The sequence below is a fragment of the Sinorhizobium sp. B11 genome (assembly GCA_039725955.1).
Taxonomy (GTDB): domain Bacteria; phylum Pseudomonadota; class Alphaproteobacteria; order Rhizobiales; family Rhizobiaceae; genus Rhizobium.
Genome location: CP091034.1, coordinates 594,675 through 621,604, shown reverse-complemented (window position 1 = coordinate 621,604; position 26,930 = coordinate 594,675). Strand labels below are relative to the sequence as shown.

Below are 26,930 nucleotides of genomic sequence, written 5' to 3'. Positions count from 1 at the left end.
GTCGTCTCGTTGAGACGCAGAAAATAGCAATATGGTTAATCAATCGTTAACGGAAATTAAAAAAAGCCGCGCTCCATCGAAGCGCGGCTCGATTTCGATAGGACCCGCCGGTTACCCGACGGGTTATATTTCGAGATCCTATTAGCCGCGGAAGAGCGACAGGATGTTCTGCGAAGAAGAGTTGGCGATCGAGAGAGACTGGATCGCGAGCTGCTGCTGCGTCTGGAGAGCAGAGAGCTTGGAGGACTCTTCTTCCATGTTGGCGTCGACGAGGCGGCCAACACCGGAGTCGATCGAGTCGGAGAGCGAGTTGACGAAATCGTCCTGCATGGTGATGCGGGTGGAGATCGAACCGAGCTTTGCACCGGCAGAGGTCATGGCCTTCAGAGCGTTTTCAACGGTCGTCAGAGCCGTGCCGAGGTCGCCGAGGGTCATGCTGGTGATGTCGAGGCCGTAGACCGAGCCGGTCGGGCCGTAGGAGGTGCCGAGGATACCCGTGGAGGTTTCGACCTGACCGTTGGTCATGCCGAACATGACGTTGCCGACCGAGCTGTTGTCCAGGACGTAATCGGTCATCTTGACGGATACGCCGTTCGAGCCATCGCGAACGAAGGAAGAAACAACGCTCTTCGTGCCGCTGGCGCCAGCAACCCAGTTTTCACCGGAGAAGGAAGCCGACTGAGCGATGCTTACCAGCTGGTCCTGCAGCTGGTCGATTTCTTCCTGAACCTTCTTCTTGTCGACGCCGTTTTCGGTAGCGGCAACGATCTTGGCCTTGATTTCGCCGACGACGTCGATAGCGCTGTCCATGGCGGTGTAGGCAGTGTCAACCTTTGCAGCGCCGAGGCCGAGGGCGTCGGAAACAGCCGAGAGCGCCTTATTGTCCGAACGCATGGTCGTTGCGATCGACCAGTAAGCAGCGTTGTCGGAAGCCTTGGCGATACGGTAACCAGAGGAAACGTGGTTCTGCGTCGTGTTGAGGCCCTGGTTGATGCCGCGCAGCGTCTGGAGAGCAGCCATTGCTGCGTTATTGGTGTTGATGCTGGTCATAGTTTTCTTGCCCCTTTTGGCAGATTTGAAGAAGGGACATTCCGGATTTGGGCCGGCCCACAGCGATCAGCTTCATGCCTGTTAACCATTCTCGTCAGGGTTAACTCGCCGTTTCGATGGGCTTAGAAAACACCAAGATGGTTAAAGAAAACTAAATTCAAAAATGGAATTTCGTAAAAATATCTGATAGTTAGAAAGGTTTTCATTAACCGAAAATTAAAACATTCGAGGCCGGGGGTTACCCGGCCTCGACGTTTTTGGCGATGTTGCTGGACCGCTCTTAGCGGAAGAGCGACAGGATGTTCTGCGAAGAAGAGTTGGCGATCGAGAGAGACTGGATCGCGAGCTGCTGCTGCGTCTGGAGAGCAGAGAGCCTGGAGGACTCTTCTTCCATGTTGGCGTCGACGAGGCGACCGATACCGGAGTCGAGCGACTTGCTGAGCGAGTTGACGAAATCGTCCTGCATGTTGATGCGGGTGGAGATCGAACCGAGCTTTGCACCGGCAGAGGTCATGGCCTTCAGAGCGTTTTCAACGGTCGTCAGAGCGTTGCCGAGGTCGCCGAGGGTCATGCTGGTGATGTCGAGGCCGTAGACCGAGCCGGTCGGGCCGTAGGAGGTGCCGAGGATACCCGTGGAGGTTTCGACCTGACCGTTGGTCATGCCGAACATGACGTTGCCGACCGAGCTGTTGTCCAGGACGTAATCGGTCATCTTGACGGATACGCCGTTCGAGCCATCGCGAACGAAGGAAGAAACAACGCTCTTCGTGCCGCTGGCGCCAGCAACCCAGTTTTCACCGGAGAAGGAAGCCGACTGAGCGATGCTTACCAGCTGGTCCTGCAGCTGGTCGATTTCTTCCTGAACCTTCTTCTTGTCGACGCCGTTTTCGGTAGCGGCAACGATCTTGGCCTTGATTTCGCCGACGACGTCGATAGCGCTGTCCATGGCGGTATAGGCAGTGTCAACCTTTGCAGCACCGAGGCCGAGGGCGTCCGAAACAGCGCCGAGAGCCTTGTTGTCCGAACGCATGGTCGTTGCGATCGACCAGTAAGCAGCGTTGTCGGAAGCCTTGCCAACGCGGTAACCCGTCGAAACGTGGTTCTGCGTGGTGTTGAGGCCCTGGTTGACGTTACGCAGCGTCTGGAGAGCGGCCTGGGCGGAAGTGTTCGTGTTAATGCTCGTCATAAGTGTGTCCCCTAGAAAAACTAGATACAAAAAGGAGGACATACCGGACTATAAATACCGGCGATGACGGACCAGCTTCATGCCACTCGGTGCCTTTATCTCTTGGCCCAAACCCGTCATGTCGAGGGCAATCTCGCAGCCAATACTTGCCAACTTCTTAAAAGCCGAGGGGTCGGCCAAGTCGCTTCAATTCCATGGTTAATGTTACTTGAATTTGTCTTCCAGGAAGCAGCTTTCCCGGAAAGCGGGTGTGCGACTGCACCGGTTTCAAGCAAGCTTCGAATGCCAGTATGGCAGAAGCCGGGATAGTATCGTCGGGCAACCTGCTTTTAGCGGGACGGTCCGATTGCGCGCCCGTCGATCACCATTTCATGCCGGAACATTTCCTCACGGAGTTAGGTTTTGAACAGCAAAGTTTCGTTCTCGGCGGCATCCCGCGACTATCAGGCGGGCCGCTATACACAATCTCTGGCGACGCTCAACCAGCTCATCGACACTCAGAAGGACGCCAAGACCTACGCCCTCCTGGCCAAGAACCTGTTGCAACTGGGCTTCAAGTCCGATGCAGCCAAGGCCTATGGCCTCGCAGCCGACTGCGCCGGGCAAGGCGGGTTCGAATTCCTGAAGACTGCCGCCAAACTCCACCTGGAAGCCGGCAACGACGACGACGCCCTGCTGATCGCGATGCGCAATCTCGGCAAGGCTCAGGAAGATGCCGAACTCGCATTCATTATCTCGACAATCTATGTACGCCGGCAGCGGCGGGATCTGCTGCGCCCGTTCAAGAAAATCCTGTCCGAGAGCATGAACCCGGATCATATGCGCCTTGCCGCGCTGCTGCTCAACGACGACCTCATGGACGAGACGAACCAGCAGCTCGCCCGCAACCTCTTCCGGCGCTTCCCGGGCAACCTCGCCTTCCGTTTTCTGTATCTCGTCTGCGTGCGCGAATTCAACGAATTCGATGAGGCGAACAAACATCAGGCGCCTATCGACGCTGCCCTTGCCAAGGGCGACATCGATACGCTGAGGAAGGACAATCCGTTCTATCATCTGCATTGGTGCGGCGACGAGGATTTCAATCGCTATGCGACGATCGGCACGCAGCCGCTAGACCCCGTGCGCGTGGGTTATCGACGCGGTCTGCCGCATACCTGGTCCGACAAGATCCGCATCGGCTACATGTCCTCGGACTTGTGGGACGGTCACGCGACGATGAAGCTGCTGCAGCGGGTTCTCGAGCTTCATGATCGCAACCGGTTCGAAATCACGCTCTTCGATCACACCCAGCCCGAGTTTCTGGAGAAGAACGTCGCCGATCGCAGCCGCTGGGGCAAGATCGTCAATACATACGGCCTGTCGGACGCCGCTGTCCTGAATGCCGTTCGCGCCGAGAACATCGACATCATGGTCGACCTCAAGGGCCACACCTCGGGAAGCCGCGCGTCGTCCTTCAATCAGCCGCTGGCGCCGATCCAGGTCGCCTGGCTGGGCTTCCCCGGCAGCACGGTCAATATCGACCTCGACTACGTCATTGGCGACCACTCGGTGCTGCCTGACGTCGCCAAGCCTTTCTATCACGAGAAATTCCTGCGCATGCCGGAAAGCTACCAGCCGAACGATCCGGCAAACCGCCCGCGGCCGCAGCCTGTCACGCGGGCAGAGCTGGGCCTCCCGGAAGATGCCTTCATTTTCGCCTCGTTCAACGGCAACCGAAAGATCACCTCCGAGGTCGTCGACAGCTGGTCCAGGATCCTCAAGCGTGCGCCCGACAGCGTGCTCTGGCTGATGGCAAATACGTCCCGCAACAAGGACAATCTGCTGGCGCGCTTCCAGGCCAATGGTATCTCGGCGAAACGGATCATCTTCTGCCCGCGTGCGCCCTATGAAGTGCATATCAGCCGTCAGCAGGCGGCCGATCTCGGCATCGATACATTCCCTGTCAATGGACACACGACCACTTCGGAACAGCTCTGGGGCGGTCTTCCTGTTCTGACGATGAAGGGCACGAACTTCGCCTCACGCGTCAGCGAAAGCCTGTTGAGGGCAATCGATCTGCCGGAACTCGTCGCCGACGATCTCGGTGCCTACGAGGATCTCGCCGTCGAGCTCGCGCTCAATCCGGAACGTGTCGCGGGCTACAAGAACCATCTGAAGGACAAGCGCTATATCGCGCCGCTCTTCGATGCGGAACGTTTCTGCCATCATCTCGAGCGCGGCTACGAGCTGATCATCGAGCGGCGGAAAAACGGCCTCACCCCTGACCACATCGACGTTCCCGCCCTACCGTCGCGCACCGAGCCTTTCGGCTCGAACGACTGAAGCCGTCGTCATTACAAACACGAAGCCCGCCGGAGCGATCCGGCGGGCTTCGTGTTTGTGAGAAAGGGAATGCGGCAAACTGACTGGGAGCCTGACCTTGCCCGTCAGCTGAAGGAGCGCACCAGACTTCCGACCAGAAGGTTCCAGCCGTCGATCAGCACGAAGAAGAGAATCTTGAATGGCAGCGAGATCGAGGTCGGCGGCAGCATCATCATACCCATGGCCATGGTGATCGTCGCAACGATCAGATCGATGACGAGGAAGGGCAGGACGATGAGGAAGCCGATTTCGAAACCGCGCCGAATCTCCGAGATCATGAAGGCAGGCAGCAGGATGCGGTAGTCGATCGGGTCTGTCGTCTGGATATTCTGGCCGCGCTCGCGGGCTAGGTCGGCAAAGAGCGCGAGATCCTTGTCACGCGTATTGGCAGACATGAACGTGCGGAACGGTTCGGCGATGCGTTGAACCGCCGTTGATTCATCGATCTGGTTTGCAAGCAGCGGCTGGACGCCGTCCTGCCAGGCCTTATCGAACGTGGGCGACATGACGTAGAAGGTCATGAACAGCGAGAGCGAGAGAAGGATCATGTTCGACGGGGTCGAAGACAGGCCCATGCCCGTACGCAGGATCGAAAAGGCGATGATGAAGCGCGGGAAGCTCGTCACCATGATGAGGATGCCCGGCGCGACCGAAAGCACGGTCAGAAGGCCAAATGTCCTGATGATCCAGGCGGCGGCAGAGCCGTCGACGGGGATATTCAACAGATCAGTCGGAAGCTGCTGTGCTACCGCCAGTTCCGGCACCGCCATCATGGCGGCAAGGAAAACTATGAGTCGAATCATTCGATGACAAAGGTCCTGAACATGACCTTCGATACGCGCCCTTGAGAGCGAAGGTCAACACGTTCCTGGATGTCATCCTTGAGATATTGAAAGCCCCGCGGCCCTTCGATCTGCTGAAGGGAAATGGTCCTGATATAAGCGAGGATATCCTGGTGAATATCCTCGGCGACCTTGACATCCGGCGGCCCGTTGAACATCAGCGCCACCTCGAGTCGGATCCAGTTTTCCGAGGGGTAAGCCAGGTTCGAGGTGACCGGGTCCAGCACGACGATGTTGTTGGCTTCCGTGGCGATTTTCGGAAGGCCGCCCTCGGCCTTCTTCTTGGCCTCGGCCTCCTTCGCCTGTTCGGCCTCGGTGGCGCTGCGGATGTTCGGCGCTACCATGTTGCCGACCGCCCAGCCGCCGCCGGCGCCGACAAGCGTCAGGACGGCAATGCCGATGATCGTCATCACCGTGCCCGACTTCTTCTTTTTGCCTTCGTCCGTTTCGTTGTCTGCCATTTTGGTTCAGCCTCAAAGCGGCGAGAAGAGATCGACGGCCTGCTGGCCGCGCGGCGGCTGCTGCACTTCCATCAGGCGGCCGCGGCCACCGTAGGAAATGCGGGCTTCGGCGATCTTGTCATACGAGATCTGGTTGTCGGAATTGACGTCCTGCGGACGTACGATACCGGCGACGTTGAGGATGCGCAGTTCCTGATTCAGGCGCACTTCCTGCGAGCCGCTGATGACCAGGTTGCCGTTTTCGAGGATGCCGGTAACGACCGCCGCCACCAACAGGTTGAGCTTGTCGGTGCGCTCGATCTTGCCCTTGCCGTCCGTGCTCGTGTCGGAACCGTAAGTCAGATCCGTCTTGGACTGTGGCGTCCAGCCGAAGACCTGCGCGTTGACGTCCCAGTTCATCCCGCTTGAATTCTTGCGGCTGCGGTTGGTCTCGTTGTCGAAGGAGCCCTTGTCGTTGATCTGGATATCGACCGTCAGGATATCGCCGACGTTGAGCGCGCGCGCGTCCTTGAAGAGCGCGGCCTGCGAATCGCTCCACAGCGAATAGCCCTGCGCAACCGCGCGCGGTTGCTTCGGATAAAGCGCCATCTGCGGCGTTTGGCCATAGGCAAGACCGCTGCCGATCGGGCTCATGGAAGGCGCGCGGCCGATCTCGTTGACTGCCGTGGATTGGCAGCCAGCAAGGAGGGCAACAGCGGCGATCACAGCCGGTAAACGCTTATTCATGAAGGATCCTTCGAGGTATTGGGATCAGATGCACTTGCGATGATGCTGGCGATGTTGGCAGCCTTGGTGGAATCCATCTCGTTCAGGATCAGGCTGGATTGGCGCGGCCCAAGCCGCATGATCACGGCTGCGGCCAGTTCTGGCTTGACGTCCTGCAGCTGAAGGGCTGCCGCATCCGGCTTCATCTTCTTATAGATGTCCGTCAGCCCGGCCTCGGCCTGCTTGAGGAAATCATCGCGCCGCTTCAGCCAGTCCTGGTATTCGGCCTTGCGCCTGTCCATTTCGGCAACGCGGCTGTCGATATCGGCGCGCAGCTTTTCGAGCTCCTGCTTCTGCAGGAGATAGCGCTGATCGCGAGCCGGATCGGCGATATTCGTGCAGAACTGCTTGACCTCGTCCGTCGAGGTGATGTCGCCTGCCGGCGCCACTTCCTGGGCGAAGGCGCCGGGAATGGAAAGTAGTACGAGGCCCGCGGCCGGCAAGGACAGCCGGCGCAACAGCTGGACGACAGGATTCTCGCTCTTGACCTTGATCATTGCAGCACAAGCTCCGCTTGCAGGGCGCCTGCAGACTTGATGCCCTGGAGAATGGCGATGATGCCATCCGGTTTGACGCCGATATTGTTGAGACCGGCAACGAGGGTGCGCAGGTCAGGACCGTCGATGATCGCAACCCGGCCGCCCGTTTTCTGGGCCTGGATATCCGTCTGCGGCTGGACAGCCGTCTCGCCGCGAGAGAACGGCTCCGGCTGGATGATCTGCGGCGTTTCGGTCACCTGCACGGTCAAAGTCCCATAGCTGACGGCGACCGGCGAGACGCGGACATCCGAGCCGATGACGATCGTGCCGGTGCGTTCGTTGATGACCACCTTGGCCGGCGTGTCGGTTTCGACCACGAGATTTTCGATATCGGCCATCAGGCGCGTGAGGTCTGCCTCACGCGGCTTCTCGATGACGACTTCCTGCGAATCCTTGGCTTCCGCGACCGGGCCGCCGAAGCGAGCCTTGGCATAACCATTGACGATATCGGCGATGCGGATCGCGGTGGAGAAGTCGGGGTTGCGCAGCTGCAGGACCAGATTGACCGAATCCTTGAAGCGGGATGGCAGCTCGCGTTCGATGATGGCACCGCCTGGCACGCGGCCGGCCGTCGTCACACCTTCGGTCACGGTCGCCGCCTGTCCCTGGGCCTGGAAGCCGTTGACGATTGCTGCACCCTGAGCGACGGCATAGATCTGGCCGTCGGCGCCTGAGAGCGACGTCATGACGAGCGTACCGCCGCGCAGCGACGTCGCGTCGCCGAGCGAGCTGACCGTCACGTCGATCCGGCTGCCGGGGCTTGCGAAAGGCGGCAGGTTGGCAGTGACCATGACAGCCGCCGTATTCTTGGCATTCGACTGGCTGCCCTGGGTGGAAATGCCGAGGTTCTGCAGCATCGCGCGCATGGACTGCTCGGTGAAGGGCGAAGCACGGAAGCCGTCGCCTGTTCCCTGCAGGCCAACGATAAGGCCATAACCGATAAGCTGGTTGTCACGGCCGGCCTGCAGCGAGGCAATATCCTTGATGCGGGACGTCAACGCCCAGGCAGGCGCGACATCGGTCAGGCTCATCGCCAGAACCGCAACCAGGCTCAGAATACGAAAGAAGAAACTCATTTTGCCCTCACATGGACCGTACCATCGGCGAGCACGGTGCCGCTGACGATGACGCCGGAGTCCATATTGCGTGCACGGATCATCTGGCCGGTCGCACCATCTTCAAGGGGCGAACCGGCAGCGGAAATGGTCATCTGGCCGAGCTGGAAGACCAGGCGGATGTTGGAACCGCGCGTCACGGTATAGGGTTCGCGCAGGGCGGAGATCGAAATCGTCCGGCCCGGCAGGAGCGTGCGCTTGGAAACGAACCCCTCGACCTGGGAAATGGACTTTGCGTAGTCTCCGGCGAGGTTGGGATTGGTGACCTCGACTTCCTGAAGCTGAGAGTTCGAAATCGTGTCGCCGGGGTAAATGATCGTCGTCGGGACGACGGCATAACCCATGCCGGCATCCGCTGCGACCGGCACGAACATGCCGGCGATTGCGATCGTGGCCGCAGCCACCCATCCCTGGACGTATCCTGCCCGGCGAAACATCATGTTCGGCCCTTCCCTCTTACTTCAGGTTCTTGCTGACGATGGATGCCATTTCGTCAGCGGTGGTGATCACCTTGGAGTTCATTTCATAGGCGCGCTGGGCCGAGATCAGTTCGGTGATTTCTTTCACCGGGTCGACGTTCGACGATTCCAGGTAGCCCTGCTTGAGGTAGCCCATGTTGTCTTCATCGGGATTGCCGATGACGGCATCGCCGGATGCCGGGGTTTCCTGGAAGAGGTTGTCTCCGATCGGCTTCAGGCCGGCCTCGTTGACGAAGTCGGCAAGCGTGATCTGACCGAGCGTCGTCGGATCGGTCTGGCCGGGCAGCTTGGCGGTCACTTCGCCGGATCGGCTGATCGTCAGTTCGGTGGAACCCTGCGGGATGGTGATGCCGGGGATGACCTCATAACCGTCGATGTTGACCAACTGGCCCTGGTCGTTCTTGTTCAGCGCACCGGCGCGGGAATAAAGCGTCGTGCCATCGGTCGACTGGATCTGGAAGAAACCCTTACCGACGATTGCGACGTCGAGGTCGTTACCGGTCTGGGTCAGCTCACCCTGGAGATGCAGATTGCGAACGGCAGAGGTCTGAACGCCGAGGCCGATATTGGCACCTTCCGGCACGATGGCCTGGTTGGCGCGGTTGGCGACACCCTTGGCGCGCTCCGTCTGGTAGAGAAGGTCGGTGAATTCTGCGCGGGCGCGCTTGAAACCGGTCGTATTGATGTTCGCGATGTTGTTCGCGATGACTTCCAGGTTGGTCTGCTGGGCATCCATGCCCGTTGCTGCGATGGCGAGCGCTCTCATGTGTTCGTCCTCAAATCAGTTACATCTGCATCTTGGTGACTTCGAGGAAGGCCGAAACGACCTTGTCGCGAATGGCGATTGCAGTCTGAAGGGTCTGCTCCGCCTGCAGCATCGAATCGACGACTTCGCGCGTGGAAGCCGTGCCCTTGATGCCGGCGAAGGACATGTTTTCCGCACCCTTCAGGCTGCTGACGGCTTGGGTCGCCATGTTGCCCATGACGGAAGCAAAGCTCAGGCCGCCGGATGCACCAGCCGCAGCAGACGAGGCCGCAGTCGCGGAGGAGGCAGAATTTTCGGTATCGATGGCGCCGAGGGCGCGGGTCATCGAAAGATTGCTGACATTCTGTACGCTGCTGATCATTATTGTCCGCTCTTCAGGAGATCGATCGTCGAGGAGATAAGGTCGCGAGTCTGCTTGATCGTCTGCAGATTGGCGTCATACGAGCGGTTGGCTTCACGCATGTCGGCCATCTCGATGAGGATATTGACGTTCGGCATCTTGACGATGCCCTTGTCATCCGCAGCAGGGTTGCTCGGGTCGTATTCCTTGGTGAAATCGCCTTCGTCGGTCCCGATCTTCTTGACGTTGACAGTCTCGACGCCGCTGGTGCGATCGAGCTGCTGGCCGAAGGTGATCGTCTTGCGGCGATAGGGATCGGCACCCGGCGTGTCGCCGGTCGAACGGGCGTTGGCGATGTTTTCCGAGACGATACGCAGACGTGTCGACTGCGATTCGAGCCCGGAGCCTGCGATTTTCATTGCTGCTGAAAGCGGATCCATCCGTCTACTTCCTTACCGTCATCAACATCATTCGATGAAAGGAACTGACGAGCGAGGTGTTCAGGTCATACTGACGCTTGATCTCGCCCGACTTGGAGAGTTCTTCGGCGATACCAACGGTGTTGCCGGATTCCTGGACACCGATTTCCTGATCGAGCGCGGCGTCCTTGACGTCGATATCGCCGCTCGTGCTGAAATCGTTGCCGCTCAGATGCATCGGATTGGTGCGCGCCATGGTCACGTCCGACTGGTCGAGCACGGCCTGGAAAGGCGTCACATCCTTTGCACGAAACTTCGGCGTGTTTGCATTCGCGATGTTGCCGGCAACAACCTCCTGACGGATCGTCAGCCATTCCGCCTGCTTTGAAGCCAAGTCGAAAAGTTGAATCGGTTGCATGAGAACTCTCCGTTTTTACTAGGCCGAACCTAGGGCGGTAATCTTGCGTGGGACTTACGGTAAATGCAGGATTTGCAGGCCATTGCTCGAGGCTACTTGCAGACATCGACCAACCGTCGCCCGACCGTTTCTCCGACACGGGCCTGCAGCGATTCACCTTCTGTCTGAACTGAAGCGCGTCACGATCCTCAGGGTTCGCCACCAACACTTCAGGCTTTGATTTCGCACGTCTTTGTCGCAGAACCGCTGCCCGGTTTTGCGCGGCATGCTTTAGTTGTTCTGGTAGATCTCACCCTTGGAGGTAACGATCACCCACTTGCCATCGCGCTGTTCCAATGTGGCAAGGCGGCTTTCGTCAGGCAGGATCGAGCCGACGCGCACGACATACATGCCGGAGGGATCCTCGATGAGGGCCCGGCCGTTGGCCACGTGCAGCAAACGGAAAGAACCCTTGCCGGGGAAAGGCTGGTCCTCCATCAAGGCGTCGCCGTTGCGCTCCTTGCCGAGCTCGGAAACGGTTGCCGTCGTCAAATTGTCGATCGGCGGGACTTTCTTGCCCTCATCGTTCTTGTTGACCATGGCGAGCGGCGACACGCTGAAGACGTTGCGCGCCGGCCAGTCCGGCAAATCGCGGGAGGCATTGCTGTCGGCGACGTTGATGCCGAACTTGTCCTCGTTGAAGAAGACGTACCAGGGGAAGAAGGCGGACGCACCGGCAAGTGCCAGACCCAAAAAGGTCAGCGCGCGATCGAGCAGCACGCCCTTGTTGCGCTCTTTCAGTGCGGCTATCCGTTCGTCTTCGAAATCGGCCATGATCAGGCCCTCCTTTGAATAGGCGCACTCGGAGTGGGCACGCCGGCCGCGGCCTTCAGAGCACCGGCAAGATCCGCAAAGGCATCGAGCGATTCTCGGTCTCCGGGAGACTGTTTCAGGACGTCATAGATGATCGGCACCTGTCTGACCGCCATGTCGAGATCGGCATCAGCGCCCGGACGGTAGCCGCCGATAAGGCGCAGGTCGCGCGTTTCCTCAAAGCGATGGATCAGCACCTTGAGGCGCGAAACCAGCTTCTCCTGATCCGGGGTCCAGGCCTTGCGGGCAAGACGCGAGATGGATGCGAGTGGATCGATCGGCGGGTAGCGCCCCTCCTCCGCCAGGCTTCGCTGCAGAACGATATGACCATCCAGAATACCGCGCGTGGAGTCGGCGATCGGATCGTTATGATTGTCGCCATCGACAAGGATGGAAATGATGGCGGTGATGGTGCCCGCACCTTCCGCACCGGGACCGGCGCGCTCCAGAAGGCGCGGCAGCTCGGTAAAGACGGAGGCCGGATAGCCGCGCGCAATCGGCGGCTCACCGGAGGCGGTCGCGACTTCGCGGATTGCATGGGCAAAGCGCGTAACGCTGTCGACGATGAACAGGACGTTTTCACCCTTGTCTCGGAAGTGCTCGGCGATGGTTACGGCCGTCAGCGGCGCCATCTTGCGCAGCATCGGGCTCTCGTCACTGGTGGCAACGACCGCAATCGCCTTCTTCATATCGCTGCCGAGCGTATCCTCGATGAATTCGCGGACTTCACGACCACGTTCGCCGACCAGCGCGATCACCACCTTGTCGAAAGCATCGGCACGAGCCAGCATCGATAGCAGCGTCGATTTGCCGACACCGGAGCCGGCGAAGATGCCGAGGCGCTGGCCGAGGCAGAGCGGCGAGAAAATATCGATCGCGCGCACACCGGTCTTGAACCCTTTTTCGACGCGCTGGCGCGTCATCGAAGGCGGCGCAGTATTCGAGATCGAACGGCGGTCCAGGCCTTCTGTGATCGGGCCGAGCCCATCGATCGGCTCACAGAGGGAATTGATGGTGCGACCACACCAACTGTCCGACGGGGAGATGCGGAAGGCACCCTTGCGGATGACGACGTCATGGATGCCGATCGGCTCGCCCGGTTCGATCGGGCAGACATAGATCAGATCCGGCTCTACCCGGACAACTTCGCCAAGATGGATACCCGTCGCGGATTTATGGGCGACGAACTCGCCAAGACGCACATACCTCGAAAGGCCGCGCACGGTATAGTGACCGGCTGCGATCGTATGAACGCGGCCGCCATGCGTCACAGAGAATTCTGGCGAGGCATAGCGTTCTGCAAGGGCGCCGAGATGCGTCAGCTTCGGCGAGAGTGCGTCTTCGGTCAACAGCGTGGTGTTCATGCTTCACGCCCTGCCTTAGCGGCTGCCGCCCAACGTCTGAACCGCTTCCTTGAAGGAATCTTCGCTGTCGCGCATCAGGGACGAGACGCTTTCGAAAGCGCGGTTCACTTCGATCAGCTGCGTCATCTCATGCATCGCATTGACGTTGGAATTCTCGAGGTAGCCCTGCTCGACACCGACATCGAAGCGATCGACGACGGCACGCGGCTGCTCTGTCGTCATGACGCCGCTATTTTCGTAGCGCAGGAAACCCTTGTTGAGATCCGCTTCGAAGAGGCCAAGCGAACCGACCTGGCGGTCGTTCTGGTAGATGATGCCGTCGGTGCCGACCTTCGGTTCGCCGCCGGCTGTGTTGAGGACGATGGGCGCACCACCCGCATCGAGAACCGGATAGCCGCGGGTGGAAACCAGTTCGCCGGTATCGCGCATCGTGAAGCGGCCGTCCCTTGTCAGAACGCGGCCCGCCGGTGTGTCGAGAGAGAACCAGGCATCGCCCTTGATGGCGAAATCGAGCATGTTGCCGGTGTGCTGCATCTCACCATGGGAAGTGTCCATGTAGTCGTTGCCCTGGGAGACGAAGGCGACCTTGGTGTTCGTCTTGTTCTCGTTGTTCGCCATCATTTCGTCGAACTTTACCTCGGTGCCGCGAAAACCGGTCGTGTTCACGTTGGCCATATTGTCGGCGATCGTCGTCAGGCGTTTTTCGAGAGCCATCTGGGACGACAGGGAAACGTAAAGACCGGATTGCATGTCGGTAAGCTCCACATTGGCGATAAACGGGACGAAACACCTGGCTCCTTTTCGTTCGGCCACGGGTTCCGCTGAGCGGCATCTCAGACATGGGCGCGCATAGGCCCACTCGTCACGTCCAATATGAAGGCAAATCCTTGCGCGAAACTGGCAGCGCAAATGCATACGCCAAAACGGCATTCATCAGCCTCACGCAAGGCACAAATCCTATCCGTCGCAAAGAAAAGCAACGTTCAGATTGGGCTGACGATGAATATTATTATCGGATTTGTAGTTGTCTGCGGCTGTATCGTCGGTAGCTTCATGGCCATGGGCGGCGAAGTCGATGCTCTTTTTCAGCCCTTCGAATTCCTGATCATCGGCGGCGCCGGCCTCGGCAGCTTCATCATGGCGAACCCCATGAAGGTGGTGAAGGACTCCGGCAAGGCGCTCGGCGAAGCCTTCAAGCACTCCGTTCCCAAGGAGCGCAACTACCTCGACACGCTCGGTGTGCTCTATTCGCTGATGCGCGACCTACGTACGAAATCGCGCAACGAAATCGAAGCGCATATCGACAACCCGGCCGAATCGACGATCTTCCAGCAGGCCCCGACAGTTCTGAAGAACAAGGAACTGACGGCCTTCATCTGCGACTACGTGCGCCTGATCATCATCGGCAATGCCCGCTCACACGAGATCGAGGCGCTGATGGACGAAGAAATCAACACCATCCTTCATGACAAGATGAAGCCTTACCACGCGATCCAGATCATGGGCGATTCGTTCCCCGCCATCGGTATCGTCGCGGCGGTTCTCGGCGTCATCAAGGCCATGGCGCATATCAATGACTCGCCGGAAGTGCTCGGCCACCTCATCGGTTCGGCACTCGTCGGCACATTCCTCGGCATTCTGCTTTCCTACTGCGTCTGCTCCCCGCTGGTCTCCCAGATCAAGGTCGTCCGCTCCAAGCAGCACCGCCTCTACGTCGTCGTCAAGCAGACCCTGCTTGCCTACATGAACGGCTCGGTGCCGCAGGTCGCCCTCGAATACGGCCGCAAGACCATCTCGGCGTATGAACGCCCGTCGATCGACGCAGTGGAACAGGAAATGATGAACCCAGGTGGCGAAAACAAGGCAGCTTAAATGACTATGAGCAATGCTTCGCATGACAACCAGACAATGGATCCCGCCCTTCTTGCCAAATTGACCGGCGGTCTCGGCGACAGGGGCAGGGTTGCCAAGCTCTGCAGTTCCTTCGGCGACATATACAGCGAATTCTTTCCCGACGTCCTGAAAAGCGAAACCGGCCTCGATGTGACAGTCGGCTATCTTGGCTGCGAGATCGGCTACAAGAATCACCTGATCGACGATCTCAGCACCAACATGACGCTGGTCGATGCGACGCTGCGCAATTGGTCGCAGAACATCACCATCGGCTGTGGCAACGGTTTCATCATCACCCTGATGGAGCACCTGCTTGGGGCCACTGCCGAAACGATCGAGGAGCCGGCCGACCGGCTTCTCTCCATTATCGAACTCGATCTCGCCGGCATGGTGTTCGACAAGATTTCCAAGGTGCTGCGCTCGGCCGTGAACGCGCCAGGCGGATTCGAGCCCAGCCTCTCGGCGCCCTTCGCGCATGAGGCCCGTGTGCGTCCGCCGGAGGATCGCACCGACGAATTTGCCGCTGCGATCAACATGTCGATCACGCTTGCCGGCATCGTTTCCGAATTCAGCCTGATCGTGCCGCAGACGGCACTGCTCAAGACGACGGTTTCGGCCCCGAAGCCGAAGAAGCAGCCCAGCAAATCGCCCGAGTTCACCGAGCAGATCGGCGACCAGGTTCGCCGCTCGCAGGTCACCCTCGAAGCGAAGATCCATCTCCAGGACCTGACATTGCGGACGATTTCCAAGCTAATGGCTGGCGATGTCATTCCTTTCCGGGACAGTGGCGACGTGCGCGTTGAAGTCAGCGCCAACAGCCGGGAATTGTATGTGTGCGAGTTCGGGCGTTCAGGCGACAACTACATGGTGCGCGTGAAAGACACCATGAATTCGGATGACGAGCTGATCCGGCACTTAATGAATTAATCGGTTCTCTCGCTCTCAGCGCCACAAAGGCAGTTTGAGGCAAGTTTCAACTGGAATAGTGATTTCATGGCTACGAAGAAGACACAGCAGAATAGTGACCTCTCCCTGGACATGCCGGGCAATGAAGCCGATCTGGATCAGGCTATCGACGATCTGCGCGGCGTGTTGAAGAAAGATACGGACGGCGACTTTCCGCAGTTCGGCGACGACCTGCAGAACGATGCTTTCGCAGCAGGAACGGATCTCTCGCCATTCGGCGGTGATGCCGGCGAAACATCCTTCGGCGGTGCCGATTTCGCAGGAAGCGATTTCGGGGGCGGCGATTTCGGCGACGATGCTGCCGGCAGCGGTGCAGCAGGCTTTCCCAGCCTCGAAGCTGCGCCGAGCTTCGGCGGCAATTCCTTCCAGTCCGCTCCGGCACCGCTCGGCAGCGCGCTGAACTCGAACTTCGACCTGATCATGGACATTCCTATCGATGTCCAGATCGTGCTCGGGACGAGCCGCATGCAGGTTTCCGGCCTGATGAACCTCACCGAGGGTGCCACTATCGCGCTCGACAAGAAGATCGGCGAGCCGGTCGAAATAATGGTGAACGGCCGCAGGATTGCACGCGGCGAGATTACGGTTCTTGATAACGACGACACGCGATTCGGTGTAAAACTGATAGAAGTTTTGAGCACGAAAAAAGCCTGATCCCTGTGTGGGACGGAGAGGTTAGACCATGATGGACTTTGACGATTTCGGCGGCGCACTTGCCGGGAAACCGTTGACCCAGGCTGAAAAGGCGGCGGCAGTTCTTCTCGCTATGGGGAAGGGGGTCGCCGGCCGGCTGCTGAAATATTTTACGCAGGCCGAGTTGCAGACCATTATCGGATCTGCCCAGGCGCTTCGTGCGATCCCGCCGGACGAGCTCCTCCAGCTCGTCAGCGAATTCGAAGATCTCTTCACCGAAGGCGCGGGTCTGATGGACAACGCCAAGGCGATCGAGGCCATCCTCGAGGAAGGGCTGACCCCTGACGAAGTCGACAGCCTTCTCGGCCGCCGCACCGCTTTCCAGGCCTACGAAACCTCCATCTGGGATCGTCTGGCCGAGGCGGAACCTGCTTTCGTCGCCCAGTTCCTGTTGCGCGAACACCCCCAGACCGTTGCGTATATCCTGTCCATGATGCCCTCGTCCTTCGGCGCGAAGGTATTGCTGCAGCTTCCCGACAACCGTCGTGCCGACATCATGAACCGTACGGTCAACATGAAGAGTGTCAGCCCGAAGGCTGCACAAATCATCGAAAACCAGGTGATGACGCTGCTTGCCGAGATCGACGCAGAACGCAACGCATCGGGCTCCACCAAGGTCGCCGACCTGATGAACGAGATGGACAAGCCGCAGGTCGATACGCTGCTCACCTCGCTCGAATCGATCAATCGCGAAGCGGTCAACAAGGTTCGTCCGAAGATCTTCCTTTTCGAAGATCTTATGTTCATGCCGCAGCGCAGCCGCGTCATGCTGCTCAACGACATCTCGACCGACGTCCTCACAGTCGCCTTGCGTGGCGCATCGGCGGAAATCCGCGAATCGGTTCTTTCCTCCATCAGTCCGCGCCAGCGCCGCATGATCGAATCGGATCTTCAAAGCGGCATGGCCGGCGTCAATCCGCGCGAGATCGCGATTGCACGGCGCGCCGTGGCGCAGGAAGCGATTCGCCTGGCCAATGCCGGCCAGATCGAGCTCAAGGAAAAGGAAGGCGGTCCGGCGGCCGCCTAAATCATCGCAGCTGTTGACAATTCGACTGGCCGGCAAGGCGGCGGTTGATCGACAAGACGCACACGTCTACCCTTCCTGGAAACGGGCCGCGCTTTAGCAGCGGCCTTTTTCTTTGACGGAGGGCCGCAGACTTGGCCGATGAAGACAAGGACAGCAAAACAGAAGCCCCTACCGCGAAAAAGCGGTCTGATGCTGCCGAAAAAGGTAATACCCCCCACTCGCGTGAAATTTCGATCTTCACGACGATTCTCGCGACCTTCATCTACCTCGTCTTCTTCCTTCCCAGCGCAACGTCGCACATGGCCGAGACCCTGCGCGACATCTTCGAGCAGCCAGACCAGTGGAAGATCGAAACCGGACCTGACGTCATCTCGCTCTTTGTGAAGCTCGGCTGGGCCGTTGCGGCGCTTCTTGCCCCGGCCTTCATCATGTTCATAGTGTTCGGTATCGCCTCATCCGTCTTCCAGAACCTGCCAACACCGGTTCTCGAACGCATCCGTCCTCAGGCTTCGCGTATTTCGCCCGTCAAGGGATGGTCGCGGCTCTTCAGCGTCCAGGGGCTCGTCGAATTCGGCAAGTCGCTGTTCAAGGTGGTCGTCGTCGGAGTGATTCTCTTCTTCGTCCTTAGAAGCGAATATTTCGGCTCGATCGATGCGATGTTCTCCGACCCGCAGACGATCATGGTTCGCATGATGACGGCCATGCGCAAGATCATCATCGTGATGCTGATCGCCACCGCCATCGTCGCCATCGCCGACGTGTTCTGGACGCGCTACCACTGGTTCACCGAACTGAAGATGACGAAGCACGAGGTGAAGGAAGAAAACAAGCAGTCGCAGGGCGACCCGTTCGTCAAGAGCAGACAGCGCTCCGTCATGCGTGACCGCGCCCGCCGGCGCATGATCGCCAGCGTTCAGCGCGCCACCCTCGTCATCGCCAACCCGACGCACTATGCCGTGGCGCTGCGCTACGTGCGCGAGGAAAACGATGCGCCGGTCGTCCTGGCCAAGGGCCAGGACCTTATTGCGTTGAAAATCAGAGAGATCGCCGAAGAGAACAGCATTCCCGTGTTCGAGGATCCACCTCTCGCACGCTCCATGTTTGCGCAAGTCTCGGTGGATAGTGTCATACCGTCAGTCTTCTATAAGGCCGTCGCGGAACTCATTCACCGGGTTTACGCCGCGGAGGCCAAGAACAAACGGGTAAGATAAGTCGAATGAAAAAATGCCCCTACTCTGCCCAGCGTGAAAAAATCCTTGCAGAAGCAATCAGCCCGGTCGCAAGCGAGCTCAGGCTCCTGGACGCATCCGATCTGATTTCTCTGCTGCGCTTCGAGTATTACGGCAATCTCGCCGACCTCGTCGCATCCGCAGCGGAACTGTTTTTCCATCCCGGCACCGTCAACTTCGGCCTGGGGGGAAATTATACGCTGGAATGGGGCGGCAAGCCCGAAGTCGTACTCGATCTGGAAATCAAGCCGCGCGGCGTGACCGTCTATGCGCAGCTGACGCTGGCCGAGGACCATGCCGGTATCGAGATCAATCATATTTCCTTCCAGAACGCTTCCAGCGATCCGGACGCAAACACGGCTTTTCTGCAAAGAAGCCTGCACGAAGCGCGCTATATCGTGGCAAAGCCACAGGCGCTCGCCGGCTAAAGCAGTTTACGCTTGGGAATATCAGGCCCGGCCCGCAAGGCGCCGGGCTTTGCCGTTCTTTAGCTGATGTAGCCGAGCCGGATCGCCTTGGCGATCGCCTGGATACGGTTGACCGAATCAAGCTTGATGGTGGCCGAGCCGAGATAGGCGTTCACCGTGTGGACGGAAAGGCCGAGCTTGTCGGCGATTTCTTCGCTGATACGGCCGTCGCCGGCAAGCTGAAGGCAGGCGATCTCACGCTCGCTCAGCGCTTCCGTTGCCGCCGCACGACGTTCGTCAAGCGACAGCAGGTCCATCATGACATTGCAGCATCGGCCGTGCAGCTCGATGATCGTGTCGCTCAGGGGATCGAGATCGTCGCCCGTGAAGAGCACGAAGCCGTTGCCGATAGCGCCGAGACGCACCGGAAAGGCAAGACCGGAGAAAGGAACCACCCCGTCTTTCAGCCTCACCATGAAAGGTGAGAAGTCGGCAGGACCCGGAGCCGCGCGATCATGGCTGCCCGCCCAGAACAGCGGCAGCAGCGAACGATCGATGTGATCGAGCAAAGCCTCGCCATGGGCATCGACGAAGGCCTTGCCGAAGCCGGCATTCGAGGGACCCCAGTTTTCCAGCTCGCAGATCAGTCGCTGCTTTGCCGGCACGCCGGAACCCGTGACACGAAAGACAGCGAAACCTTGCGCATCCGCGAGCTTCTGCATGGCAATCAGGCGCGGAAAAAGGTCAGACCGGCTGGAAATCCTGTTCACGCGCACCATGCGCATCTGGTCCGTATTGCCTATCGCCCTGCCTGGTTGATGCCCCATAATTCCCCTCAAACGAGATTGTTGCGAACGGCGAAGGCTATCGCCTCGGAACGCGTCTTCGTTGCAGTCTTGCGCATCACGCTGGTAATATAGTTATTGATGGTATTCCGGGAGATACCGAGGATCATGGCGATCTCGTCGCTTGTCTTGCCTTCCGCGATCCAGAAGAGACATTCCAGCTCCCGCTCCGTCAGCTCGAAATCGCGATCGACCTTCGTGCCCCCGCACCGAAGGAAGCTTGCGAAATAGCCTGCAAGAAGGCCCACGTCCCGGAGACGTTCCGGCGAAAGCACGAAACCTTCCCTGAACAGGAACATCAATGCCAGCCGAGATCGGCCGACATTGAAGGTCAGAGAACAATATTGCCGGCTTGCGCCGTGTGGCACTTCAACGCTGTCGGGCAAAAGCGCGAAGCCCGGCTGCAGCACCTGCATGCATTTTTCGAATTCGGTCGAGCGCGCATAGCCGGATACCAGGTCATTGGCGACCTCCTTCACCAGATCGAAAGGCCAGTCGGACGACACGATAAAGTCCAGACCGCTTTCCTGGATGAGGTCACAGCGCGCCATCAGATAATGCATGGCACCGACATATTCGGTCAGCGCCTGCAAGCCGGCTTGCAACTTGCCGGTTTCGGCGATGATGCGCAGACGATTGATCAGCTCGTGGCGCGGCAGAAGATCCGGCACATTGGCGCCGACGAAGTTCGCCATTTGCTTCTCGCCTCTATTCGCCTGAAATGTGTCCATATCCATTAGCAGTGACCTGCGGCTGAGAAACTATCGATTCTCGCAAAGAAGTTCTGTTTTAGGAAAAGGATTCAAACACATGCCCCACGCGAATCCCATTTCGAATCACTTAAGGGTAAGCCAACCACCGCAAATCACCATCTCCGACTTCTGGGGATTTACTTTTGTGGCCTTCCATGCGGTGATTCGACCACCACTCCACTCTCGCGAATATAGATAAAGTAGGATGATTCTGGCTTTGGCCGCAATGTTCCTCGCCTTATGCGCGAGTGGGGCTGCGCGGAATTATCGGTCTGAATGGCGTAATTATCACAGTTCTGGCTAGGGACGCGCCGAAACCGATCGCCCAACGGAAGCAAATATCAAACGCGTGAAAGCAACGACCTGTTGTTCTATTGGAAGCATACTTACGTCGTCCGCCTTATTCAGGGCTTCAGCGTCGCGAAGACGACGCCATCTCTTTGCCGCAGGATCTCTACATCCGAATTCTTCGTTACAAAGTAATCGGGTCCTTACGGGCCGGCTACCGGTGCCGATAACGTTTCCGTTACTGATCGGTCTATCCACAGCTGAAAAAGAAAAAGGCCGGTTTCCCGGCCTTTGTTATCATGCAGCTTCGTCGATGGCCCATTTTCTGAGGATCTTCGCAGCGCGTTCCTCGTTGATCTCCACCATACGGGCAAGCTTGCGTTCCGGACCTTCCTTGACGCGGCGGTTGAAGTTGCCGTCGTCGTCGCCGAGACTGAGCAGATCCTCGGTGCTGTCGAAGCCGAAGTCGGAGCCGAAGCCATCCATGAGAGCACCGCCCGCCGCAGCACCCGCCGGTGCGAAGTCGGGAAGTTCCAGGCCGGCCGATTCCGGAGTGGCGTCGCCGAAGACTGCGGCGGAGGATGTACCCGAGCCGCTGACGGTGCGGATGAGAGGACGCACGCCCAGCCAGATCACCACGAAGGCTACCGCAACGAAGGCCAGCGAGTTGATGATGCCGGCGAGGTTGCGGCTCAGCATATCCATGACATGGACACCGCCGTTGGCATCGTCGAGCAGCTGGTTTTCGAGGAAATCCATCGGGGTGACGGTGATGACGTCGCCGCGGTTCGGATCGATGCCGGCCGCCGAGGCGACGATCTTCTGCATCTCCGCAACATAGGCGTCAATCTTGGCCTGGTCGGCGGGCTCGCCTACCATTTTGGCGATACGGCCCTTGTTGACGACGACGGCGACCGAGAGCTTTTCGACCCGGTAGCTGTTGCGCGTGGTGGCCGTGGTCTTGCTGTTGATTTCGTAGTTGGTCTGTTCTTCCCGCTTGTCGGACTTGTCCTGCGATTGCGGACCATTTGCGCCGCCGGCCTGCGGGGCCGCCTGCGGAATGTTCTGCTCGACCGTCGTCGCATTGTCGGACTGATTCTGCTGCGACTGCTGTGCTTCCTTCGTGGAGCGAACGGAGCGCTCGACCTTGGATTCCGGGTCGTAGGTGGTTTCCTGGATCTGCTGGGCGTCGGTGTTGAGATTGGCCGTGACGCTGGAGCGGAAGTTGTCCATGCCGAGGAAAGGTGCGAGCGCCTTGTCGATGTTGGATTCGACTTCCTGCTGAACATTCTGGACGATGTTGAGCGAGCGGTTCAGCGTGCCATTGGCGGCATCATCGCCGGAAGCGAGAAGCTGGCCGGCCGAGTCGAGGATCGTCACGTCAGCGACGTCGAGCCCCGGCACGGCCGAGGCGACGAGATGGCGGATCGAGGTGGCCGCGTTTCGTCCCGTCGCCGCGCTGGCGCGAATCATGACGGAAGCCGTCGGCTTCTGTTCGGCCTTCCGAAAGTTGCCGACCTCGGGCATGACGATGTGGACGCGTGCGGCGGTAATGCCTGAGATCGACTGGATGGTGCGGGCGATTTCACCTTCGAGCGCACGGACGCGGGTCACTTCCTGCATGAAGGAGGTGAGGCCGAGCGAGCCGACATTGTCGAAGAGTTCGTAGCCGGCATTGGCGCTGTTCGGCAGGCCGCGCTCTGCAAGCAGCAGACGGGCCTTGCCGGTCATGCCGGCCGGTACGGTGATGCTGGAGCCATCGGTCCCAACCTGGAAGTCGACATTGCTTTCAGCGAGCGCCATGCTGATCTGATTGAGATCAGTCGTCTCCAGGCCGACATAAAGCGTTTCCTGGGCCGGTTTGTTGACGAAAATTGCGGCCGCCAGGATGATTGCGATGGAAGCGGCGCCGACCCCACCAAGGATCATCAAACGCGTCCGCCCAAGGGAACCAAAGTTCTTAATAATCTGAACTAATTGATTTAACAGATTCATTCTGTTCTCGCACGATCCGTCAAAGACAAAGCAGGCTTATTGCCTCATTTGACGAATAGACGCCGAAACTTGTGCGAGCGTTTCGTTCAGCGCATCTAGGAGAATTGCAGTATCAGAAGAAATCGAAGTCGCCGGCAGCCTTGCTGAGCGGCTGGGAGTGGCCGTGGCGCGTACCGCCGCCGAGCGCTTTCTGCATCTCGGCAAGCTTGACGAGGCTGAGTGCGGTCGCGACATCGATCGACCAGTTATGCGGAATTTCACCGGTGATGGTGTCGATGAACTCGGCGAGACCGCGCGATTTCTGCACTGCGAGATCGATACCCTGCATCACCTTCATGCTATCGGGAGAATTGAGGATTTCCGAGCCGCCCAGTTCGATCAGCTGAGGTTCGATCCGTTCGATCAGGTAGGCAACGTCGTGAAGCTCGGAGACAATGCGCATCAATACGTCGCTGAGCGCCTCAACCGGCGATGGCGGCTCGATCATCGGTGTAAAAGTCATATAAAAATCCTCGCCATTAAAAGAATTCGATACTGGTCTCGGCGGGCTTTTGCGGAGCGGCGGGGCGCTGCTCGAGAGCGACAGTTCTCTGGGTTTCGGCGCCGGTCAGGGGGTATTGCCGGGCACGGCCGGACACCGGCCAGTATTCGATCTTGCGTCCATGCTCACCGCCCGTGCTGGAGCTGACCACCGGAATGCCTTCATCTCGAAGGAACTGCATGGCGAAGGCTGCGTTCTGCTCGCCGACATTCGAGAATGTCGAGATCGTCTTCGCGCCTCCGAAGATCTTGGCCTCCAGCCGGTCGCGCCGCGCGCCCTTTTTCAGGAGGCCGTTAATCAGCAGTTCCATGAGATGCACGCCGTAGCGCGTGGCATCGCCGCCGGTCATCGGGGTGTTGCCTGTCCCCGGCAGCAGGAAGTGGTTCATGCCGCCGACACCTGCGACGGGATCTCTGAGGCAGGCTGCCACGCACGAGCCAAGGATGGTCGAAAGCACCGCATCCGGATCACTCAAGACCTTGTATTCACCCTGAATGATGTGCACGCGGCGGGCCGCACCCTCAGTGATCATTTCAGGGCTCCAAACACGGCTTCGATGGCCGCTTTCATCTTTTCGATGGTGAAGGGCTTTGCCAGAACGTTGTTTGCGCCAAGCTGCGCTGCCTTGGTCACCAGCGCACGGTCGCCCTGTGCGGTGAGGATGATGAAGGCCGCCTTCTTGGTGTTCGGGTTGCTGCGCACGGCCTGAAGGAAGCCGATGCCATCCATCTTCGGCATGTTGAAGTCGGAGATGACGAGATGATGGGGCTGCTCCGCCATGATCTTCATGCCCTGCTCGCCATCGCCGGCAGAGGTGATCTGCTTGAAGCCCAGCTGCGTCAGAGCGTCGCTGAGCAGCAAGCGGCTTGTAACCTGATCGTCAACGATCAGAACTTTGATTTTCTCCGCGATCGACATTATTCTGTCCCTTCCTTTCGGGCGGCTGTCATTTTCAGTATCTCTTCGCCGATAGCAGTCAGCGGTAGCTGCTGCTCAACTGCGCCAAGTTCGTAGGCAACTCTTGGCATTCCGTAAACAACGCAGGTTTTTTCGTTCTGACCGAGCGTTCTTGCCCCTGCGTGGCGCATTTTCAACAGCCCGGCGGCGCCATCGCGCCCCATGCCGGTAAGGATAACGCCGACGGCATTGCGCCCGGCGAGTTCAGCAACCGAATCGAAGAGCACGTCGACCGACGGGCGATGGCCATTGACCGGCGCCCGTTCCACTAGCCGGCAGCAGGGCGCCGATGCATTGGAGACCTGCAGATGACGTTCGCCACCGGGTGCCAGATAGACCTTGCCGATCTCGAGACGAGCGCCATCGGTCGCTTCTTCCACGACCGGCGCACAGAGGCGATTCAGCCGTTCGGAAAAGCTCTTGGTGAAGGTCGGCGGCATATGCTGAGTAATGACGGTCGGCGGGCAATTCGCAGGGAATTTCTGCAGCACGGCGATCAGGGCTTCCACGCCACCGGTCGAAGAACCGATCGCGACGATCTTGCGGCCGACGCGGAAATCGGCCACCGCTGTCGGCGTGACGGCGGCGGGCGTGGCGGGCTTGGCGAAATTGCGCTGTGTGCGGGCGGCGGCCTTCACCTTCTCGATGAGGTCTCCGAATGGGCGCGGTTCACCCGGTTGCGGTTTGCCGACGCAATCGAAGGCACCGATTTCGAGGGCGGCGAGTGTCGCCTCCGCGCCGCGATGCGTCATGGTCGAGACCATGATGACGGGCATGGGGCGCAGGCGCATGATTTTCTCGAGGAACTCGAGACCGTTCATGTTCGGCATCTCGATGTCGAGCGTCACCACATCCGGGTTCAGCCGCTTGATCGCCTCGCGCGCCTCCAGGGCATCGCCGGCCTGGCCGATGACGTCGACTTCGGGATCCGAGCTCAAAACGGCCGAGATCAGGCCGCGCATGGTCGGCGAGTCGTCAACGACGAGAACTCTTGCCGGAGCACTCATGCCTTCCTCCCGATACCCTTGGTCGTATAGCGATAGGTGGTGATGCCGATATTGTCGAAGACGTTCTTGGCTTCGCCCGAGACTCGCTCGGAGTGGCCGATGTAGAGATGCCCCCCTTCCGGCAGCAGGCCGGCGAAGCGCTGCCAGATCTTCATCTGCGTCGGCTCATCGAAGTAGATGACGACATTGCGGCAGAAGATGACGTCGAACTTGCCCTTGAACGGCCACTGGGCCATCAGGTTCAGCTCGTTGTAGGTGATGAGACGCTTCACGCGTTCGTCGACCTGGTACTTGCGGCGCCCCTGCATCTCCACCTCGGTAAACCATTGCTTACGCATGGCAGGTGAGACGGTTTCCAGCGCGTTTTCATCATAGGCACCGGTACGGGCGACAGCGAGGATCTTCGGGTCGATGTCGGTCGCGAGAATCTTGAAGTCATAGTCGGCGACATTCGGCATCATTGAGAGGACAGTCAGCGCGATAGAATAGGGCTCCTGCCCATCCGAGGAGGCAGCCGACCATATCCGCACACGGCCGCCGGCACGCGCCCGGTTCAGAAGATCGGGCAGCACGTGGTCGCGCAAGTGATCGAAATGATGGTTCTCGCGGAAGAAACGCGTGAAGTTTGTCGTCAGGTGCGACAGCATCTCGCGCCGGGCGGCAGCACCGGCCGGCGAGGCGACAAGATCGCAATATTCGCGAAAGCCCGAAAGGCCGAGATTGCGGATGTGCTTCGACAGACGAGAGTAGACCAGCGAAGCCTTCGTCTCATTGAGAAAAATGCCGGCATCCGCATAGATCATGGCGGCGATTTCCGAGAGATCGCGGCGCGTCAGCGGGTATTCGCCGCTCGCCAGAACCTCTTCGGCACCAGGCTGCCTCTGATCTTTTACGCCAAGTGCATTCATGCGGCTTCGCTTTCGGTATCTGGGAACAGGGCTTCGAGTTCGATCAGGCAGATCATTCGCTTTTCGATCGAGAGAATGCCGCGAGCGAACTGACGCTGAAGGTCCGAGGAGATCTCGGGTGTCGGCTGAATGTCATCGTCAGTGACGGTCAGGATGTCGGAAACAGCATCGACCAGCAGGCCCACCACCTTGTGGTGGACCTGGGCGACGATGATGACGTGACGGGCACTCGGATCGGTCGGCTTCATGCCGAGCCGGGCCGACAGATCGATGATCGGCAGCACTGCACCACGCAGATTGATGACGCCCACCATATAGGATGGCGAGTGTGGCATTCCGGTCGCCGGGGTCCAGCCCCGGATCTCGCGGACCGCCATGATGTTCACGCAGAATTCCTGATCGCCGATGCGGAATGCGATAAGCTCGTTTCCGCCGAGGGTCAGATTTTTCGCCGTGTACGACATT

At 59.1% G+C, this 26,930-nt stretch carries 31 protein-coding genes; 7 read left to right on the top strand and 24 right to left on the bottom strand.

Features of this window, described 5'->3' with window-relative positions; translation table 11 throughout:
- Window positions 1-141: 141 nt before the first annotated feature.
- Window positions 142-1,050, bottom strand: coding sequence for a flagellin (locus LVY75_12845; GenBank protein ID XAZ24106.1), 909 nt, complete (start codon window positions 1,048-1,050; stop codon window positions 142-144).
- Window positions 1,051-1,330: 280 nt separating this feature from the next.
- Entirely contained in the window at window positions 1,331-2,236 is a 906-nt protein-coding gene (locus LVY75_12840; GenBank protein ID XAZ24105.1) for a flagellin, read from the bottom strand.
- Window positions 2,237-2,638: 402 nt separating this feature from the next.
- On the opposite strand from LVY75_12840, the gene LVY75_12835 reads away from it, so the two are divergent.
- On the top strand, window positions 2,639-4,558 hold the full coding sequence (locus LVY75_12835; GenBank protein ID XAZ24104.1) for a glycosyl transferase: 1,920 nt from the start codon (window positions 2,639-2,641) through the stop codon (window positions 4,556-4,558).
- Window positions 4,559-4,662: 104 nt separating this feature from the next.
- On the opposite strand, the gene fliP is transcribed toward LVY75_12835, so the two are convergent.
- The 13 genes from fliP to flgF form a co-directional block, all read right to left on the bottom strand.
- Window positions 4,663-5,400, bottom strand: a complete 738-nt coding sequence (fliP, locus tag LVY75_12830) for a flagellar type III secretion system pore protein FliP (GenBank protein ID XAZ24103.1) — start codon at window positions 5,398-5,400, stop codon at window positions 4,663-4,665.
- Window positions 5,397-5,900 carry a flagellar basal body-associated FliL family protein gene (locus tag LVY75_12825; protein ID XAZ24102.1) on the bottom strand — a complete coding sequence of 168 codons (504 nt, stop codon included), beginning with the start codon at window positions 5,898-5,900 and terminating at the stop codon, window positions 5,397-5,399. Before LVY75_12825 ends, fliP begins: the two co-directional genes overlap by 4 nt.
- 12 nt (window positions 5,901-5,912) lie before the next feature.
- A complete protein-coding gene (locus tag LVY75_12820) occupies window positions 5,913-6,626 on the bottom strand; it encodes a flagellar basal body L-ring protein FlgH (GenBank protein XAZ24101.1) in 714 nt (237 codons plus the stop codon).
- A complete protein-coding gene (locus tag LVY75_12815; GenBank protein ID XAZ24100.1) occupies window positions 6,623-7,162 on the bottom strand; it encodes a MotE family protein in 540 nt (179 codons plus the stop codon). The genes LVY75_12820 and LVY75_12815 overlap by 4 nt, the downstream gene beginning before the upstream one ends.
- Window positions 7,159-8,280: a flagellar basal body P-ring protein FlgI gene (locus LVY75_12810; GenBank protein ID XAZ24099.1), complete on the bottom strand. Its 1,122-nt coding sequence runs from the start codon at window positions 8,278-8,280 to the stop codon at window positions 7,159-7,161. Before LVY75_12810 ends, LVY75_12815 begins: the two co-directional genes overlap by 4 nt.
- A complete protein-coding gene (gene flgA / locus LVY75_12805) occupies window positions 8,277-8,759 on the bottom strand; it encodes a flagellar basal body P-ring formation protein FlgA (protein ID XAZ24098.1) in 483 nt (160 codons plus the stop codon). The genes LVY75_12810 and flgA overlap by 4 nt, the downstream gene beginning before the upstream one ends.
- Before the next feature lie 16 nt (window positions 8,760-8,775).
- Window positions 8,776-9,564, bottom strand: a complete 789-nt coding sequence (gene flgG, locus LVY75_12800) for a flagellar basal-body rod protein FlgG (protein ID XAZ24097.1) — start codon at window positions 9,562-9,564, stop codon at window positions 8,776-8,778.
- Between the two features lie 19 nt (window positions 9,565-9,583).
- The gene (gene fliE, locus LVY75_12795) at window positions 9,584-9,925 is read right to left on the bottom strand and encodes a flagellar hook-basal body complex protein FliE (GenBank protein ID XAZ24096.1); all 342 of its coding nucleotides are present in this window, start codon (window positions 9,923-9,925) and stop codon (window positions 9,584-9,586) included.
- Entirely contained in the window at window positions 9,925-10,344 is a 420-nt protein-coding gene (flgC, locus tag LVY75_12790) for a flagellar basal body rod protein FlgC (protein ID XAZ24095.1), read from the bottom strand. The genes fliE and flgC overlap by 1 nt, the downstream gene beginning before the upstream one ends.
- A 4-nt stretch (window positions 10,345-10,348) precedes the next feature.
- Entirely contained in the window at window positions 10,349-10,741 is a 393-nt protein-coding gene (gene flgB / locus LVY75_12785; protein ID XAZ24094.1) for a flagellar basal body rod protein FlgB, read from the bottom strand.
- 270 nt (window positions 10,742-11,011) lie between these two features.
- Window positions 11,012-11,554 carry a flagellar protein gene (locus LVY75_12780; GenBank protein ID XAZ24093.1) on the bottom strand — a complete coding sequence of 181 codons (543 nt, stop codon included), beginning with the start codon at window positions 11,552-11,554 and terminating at the stop codon, window positions 11,012-11,014.
- Window positions 11,555-11,556: 2 nt separating this feature from the next.
- On the bottom strand, window positions 11,557-12,957 hold the full coding sequence (fliI, locus tag LVY75_12775) for a flagellar protein export ATPase FliI (protein ID XAZ24092.1): 1,401 nt from the start codon (window positions 12,955-12,957) through the stop codon (window positions 11,557-11,559).
- 15 nt (window positions 12,958-12,972) lie between these two features.
- Window positions 12,973-13,707, bottom strand: a complete 735-nt coding sequence (flgF, locus tag LVY75_12770) for a flagellar basal-body rod protein FlgF (GenBank protein ID XAZ24091.1) — start codon at window positions 13,705-13,707, stop codon at window positions 12,973-12,975.
- A gap of 249 nt (window positions 13,708-13,956) precedes the next feature.
- Between flgF and motA the strand changes: the two genes are divergently transcribed.
- The 6 genes from motA (at window position 13,957) to LVY75_12740 (ending at window position 19,193) form a co-directional block, all read left to right on the top strand.
- A complete protein-coding gene (motA, locus tag LVY75_12765; protein XAZ24090.1) occupies window positions 13,957-14,829 on the top strand; it encodes a flagellar motor stator protein MotA in 873 nt (290 codons plus the stop codon).
- Window positions 14,830-15,777: a FliM/FliN family flagellar motor switch protein gene (locus LVY75_12760; protein XAZ24089.1), complete on the top strand. Its 948-nt coding sequence runs from the start codon at window positions 14,830-14,832 to the stop codon at window positions 15,775-15,777.
- Window positions 15,778-15,843: 66 nt separating this feature from the next.
- A complete protein-coding gene (fliN, locus tag LVY75_12755; protein ID XAZ24088.1) occupies window positions 15,844-16,470 on the top strand; it encodes a flagellar motor switch protein FliN in 627 nt (208 codons plus the stop codon).
- 28 nt (window positions 16,471-16,498) lie between these two features.
- Window positions 16,499-17,536, top strand: coding sequence for a flagellar motor switch protein FliG (fliG, locus tag LVY75_12750; protein ID XAZ24087.1), 1,038 nt, complete (start codon window positions 16,499-16,501; stop codon window positions 17,534-17,536).
- Window positions 17,537-17,667: 131 nt separating this feature from the next.
- Entirely contained in the window at window positions 17,668-18,747 is a 1,080-nt protein-coding gene (gene flhB, locus LVY75_12745) for a flagellar biosynthesis protein FlhB (GenBank protein XAZ24086.1), read from the top strand.
- A 5-nt stretch (window positions 18,748-18,752) separates the two neighbouring features.
- Entirely contained in the window at window positions 18,753-19,193 is a 441-nt protein-coding gene (locus tag LVY75_12740; GenBank protein ID XAZ24085.1) for a hypothetical protein, read from the top strand.
- 59 nt (window positions 19,194-19,252) lie between these two features.
- Here the strand turns inward: LVY75_12740 and LVY75_12735 are convergent, their stop codons facing one another.
- From LVY75_12735 to LVY75_12695, 9 genes are all read right to left on the bottom strand, one after another.
- Window positions 19,253-19,999, bottom strand: a complete 747-nt coding sequence (locus tag LVY75_12735) for a helix-turn-helix transcriptional regulator (protein XAZ24084.1) — start codon at window positions 19,997-19,999, stop codon at window positions 19,253-19,255.
- 8 nt (window positions 20,000-20,007) lie between these two features.
- Window positions 20,008-20,754, bottom strand: coding sequence for a helix-turn-helix transcriptional regulator (locus LVY75_12730; GenBank protein XAZ24083.1), 747 nt, complete (start codon window positions 20,752-20,754; stop codon window positions 20,008-20,010).
- A gap of 600 nt (window positions 20,755-21,354) precedes the next feature.
- Window positions 21,355-23,052: a flagellar M-ring protein FliF gene (fliF, locus tag LVY75_12725; protein XAZ24082.1), complete on the bottom strand. Its 1,698-nt coding sequence runs from the start codon at window positions 23,050-23,052 to the stop codon at window positions 21,355-21,357.
- A gap of 112 nt (window positions 23,053-23,164) precedes the next feature.
- On the bottom strand, window positions 23,165-23,554 hold the full coding sequence (locus tag LVY75_12720; GenBank protein ID XAZ24081.1) for a hypothetical protein: 390 nt from the start codon (window positions 23,552-23,554) through the stop codon (window positions 23,165-23,167).
- Window positions 23,555-23,570: 16 nt separating this feature from the next.
- Window positions 23,571-24,125 carry a chemoreceptor glutamine deamidase CheD gene (cheD, locus tag LVY75_12715; GenBank protein XAZ24080.1) on the bottom strand — a complete coding sequence of 185 codons (555 nt, stop codon included), beginning with the start codon at window positions 24,123-24,125 and terminating at the stop codon, window positions 23,571-23,573.
- Window positions 24,122-24,511 carry a response regulator gene (locus tag LVY75_12710; protein XAZ24079.1) on the bottom strand — a complete coding sequence of 130 codons (390 nt, stop codon included), beginning with the start codon at window positions 24,509-24,511 and terminating at the stop codon, window positions 24,122-24,124. Before LVY75_12710 ends, cheD begins: the two co-directional genes overlap by 4 nt.
- Window positions 24,511-25,557: a protein-glutamate O-methylesterase CheB gene (cheB, locus tag LVY75_12705; protein ID XAZ24078.1), complete on the bottom strand. Its 1,047-nt coding sequence runs from the start codon at window positions 25,555-25,557 to the stop codon at window positions 24,511-24,513. Before cheB ends, LVY75_12710 begins: the two co-directional genes overlap by 1 nt.
- The gene (gene cheR / locus LVY75_12700; protein XAZ24077.1) at window positions 25,554-26,465 is read right to left on the bottom strand and encodes a protein-glutamate O-methyltransferase CheR; all 912 of its coding nucleotides are present in this window, start codon (window positions 26,463-26,465) and stop codon (window positions 25,554-25,556) included. Before cheR ends, cheB begins: the two co-directional genes overlap by 4 nt.
- Window positions 26,462-26,929, bottom strand: a complete 468-nt coding sequence (locus LVY75_12695; protein ID XAZ24076.1) for a chemotaxis protein CheW — start codon at window positions 26,927-26,929, stop codon at window positions 26,462-26,464. The genes cheR and LVY75_12695 overlap by 4 nt, the downstream gene beginning before the upstream one ends.
- Between the last annotated feature and the right edge of the window lies 1 nt (window position 26,930).

Coding starts and splice junctions, on each gene's coding strand:
- LVY75_12845 (XAZ24106.1), bottom strand. CDS start 1,050: ATGACCAGCATCAACACCAATAACGCAGCAATGGCTGCTCTCCAGACG.
- LVY75_12840 (XAZ24105.1), bottom strand. CDS start 2,236: ATGACGAGCATTAACACGAACACTTCCGCCCAGGCCGCTCTCCAGACG.
- fliP (XAZ24103.1), bottom strand. CDS start 5,400: ATGATTCGACTCATAGTTTTCCTTGCCGCCATGATGGCGGTGCCGGAA.
- LVY75_12825 (XAZ24102.1), bottom strand. CDS start 5,900: ATGGCAGACAACGAAACGGACGAAGGCAAAAAGAAGAAGTCGGGCACG.
- LVY75_12820 (XAZ24101.1), bottom strand. CDS start 6,626: ATGAATAAGCGTTTACCGGCTGTGATCGCCGCTGTTGCCCTCCTTGCT.
- LVY75_12815 (XAZ24100.1), bottom strand. CDS start 7,162: ATGATCAAGGTCAAGAGCGAGAATCCTGTCGTCCAGCTGTTGCGCCGG.
- LVY75_12810 (XAZ24099.1), bottom strand. CDS start 8,280: ATGAGTTTCTTCTTTCGTATTCTGAGCCTGGTTGCGGTTCTGGCGATG.
- flgA (XAZ24098.1), bottom strand. CDS start 8,759: ATGATGTTTCGCCGGGCAGGATACGTCCAGGGATGGGTGGCTGCGGCC.
- flgG (XAZ24097.1), bottom strand. CDS start 9,564: ATGAGAGCGCTCGCCATCGCAGCAACGGGCATGGATGCCCAGCAGACC.
- fliE (XAZ24096.1), bottom strand. CDS start 9,925: ATGATCAGCAGCGTACAGAATGTCAGCAATCTTTCGATGACCCGCGCC.
- flgC (XAZ24095.1), bottom strand. CDS start 10,344: ATGGATCCGCTTTCAGCAGCAATGAAAATCGCAGGCTCCGGGCTCGAA.
- flgB (XAZ24094.1), bottom strand. CDS start 10,741: ATGCAACCGATTCAACTTTTCGACTTGGCTTCAAAGCAGGCGGAATGG.
- LVY75_12780 (XAZ24093.1), bottom strand. CDS start 11,554: ATGGCCGATTTCGAAGACGAACGGATAGCCGCACTGAAAGAGCGCAAC.
- fliI (XAZ24092.1), bottom strand. CDS start 12,957: ATGAACACCACGCTGTTGACCGAAGACGCACTCTCGCCGAAGCTGACG.
- flgF (XAZ24091.1), bottom strand. CDS start 13,707: ATGCAATCCGGTCTTTACGTTTCCCTGTCGTCCCAGATGGCTCTCGAA.
- motA (XAZ24090.1), top strand. CDS start 13,957: ATGAATATTATTATCGGATTTGTAGTTGTCTGCGGCTGTATCGTCGGT.
- LVY75_12760 (XAZ24089.1), top strand. CDS start 14,830: ATGACTATGAGCAATGCTTCGCATGACAACCAGACAATGGATCCCGCC.
- fliN (XAZ24088.1), top strand. CDS start 15,844: ATGGCTACGAAGAAGACACAGCAGAATAGTGACCTCTCCCTGGACATG.
- fliG (XAZ24087.1), top strand. CDS start 16,499: ATGATGGACTTTGACGATTTCGGCGGCGCACTTGCCGGGAAACCGTTG.
- LVY75_12740 (XAZ24085.1), top strand. CDS start 18,753: ATGAAAAAATGCCCCTACTCTGCCCAGCGTGAAAAAATCCTTGCAGAA.
- LVY75_12735 (XAZ24084.1), bottom strand. CDS start 19,999: ATGGGGCATCAACCAGGCAGGGCGATAGGCAATACGGACCAGATGCGC.
- LVY75_12730 (XAZ24083.1), bottom strand. CDS start 20,754: ATGGATATGGACACATTTCAGGCGAATAGAGGCGAGAAGCAAATGGCG.
- fliF (XAZ24082.1), bottom strand. CDS start 23,052: ATGAATCTGTTAAATCAATTAGTTCAGATTATTAAGAACTTTGGTTCC.
- LVY75_12720 (XAZ24081.1), bottom strand. CDS start 23,554: ATGACTTTTACACCGATGATCGAGCCGCCATCGCCGGTTGAGGCGCTC.
- cheD (XAZ24080.1), bottom strand. CDS start 24,125: ATGATCACTGAGGGTGCGGCCCGCCGCGTGCACATCATTCAGGGTGAA.
- LVY75_12710 (XAZ24079.1), bottom strand. CDS start 24,511: ATGTCGATCGCGGAGAAAATCAAAGTTCTGATCGTTGACGATCAGGTT.
- cheB (XAZ24078.1), bottom strand. CDS start 25,557: ATGAGTGCTCCGGCAAGAGTTCTCGTCGTTGACGACTCGCCGACCATG.
- cheR (XAZ24077.1), bottom strand. CDS start 26,465: ATGAATGCACTTGGCGTAAAAGATCAGAGGCAGCCTGGTGCCGAAGAG.
- LVY75_12695 (XAZ24076.1), bottom strand. CDS start 26,929: ATGTCGTACACGGCGAAAAATCTGACCCTCGGCGGAAACGAGCTTATC.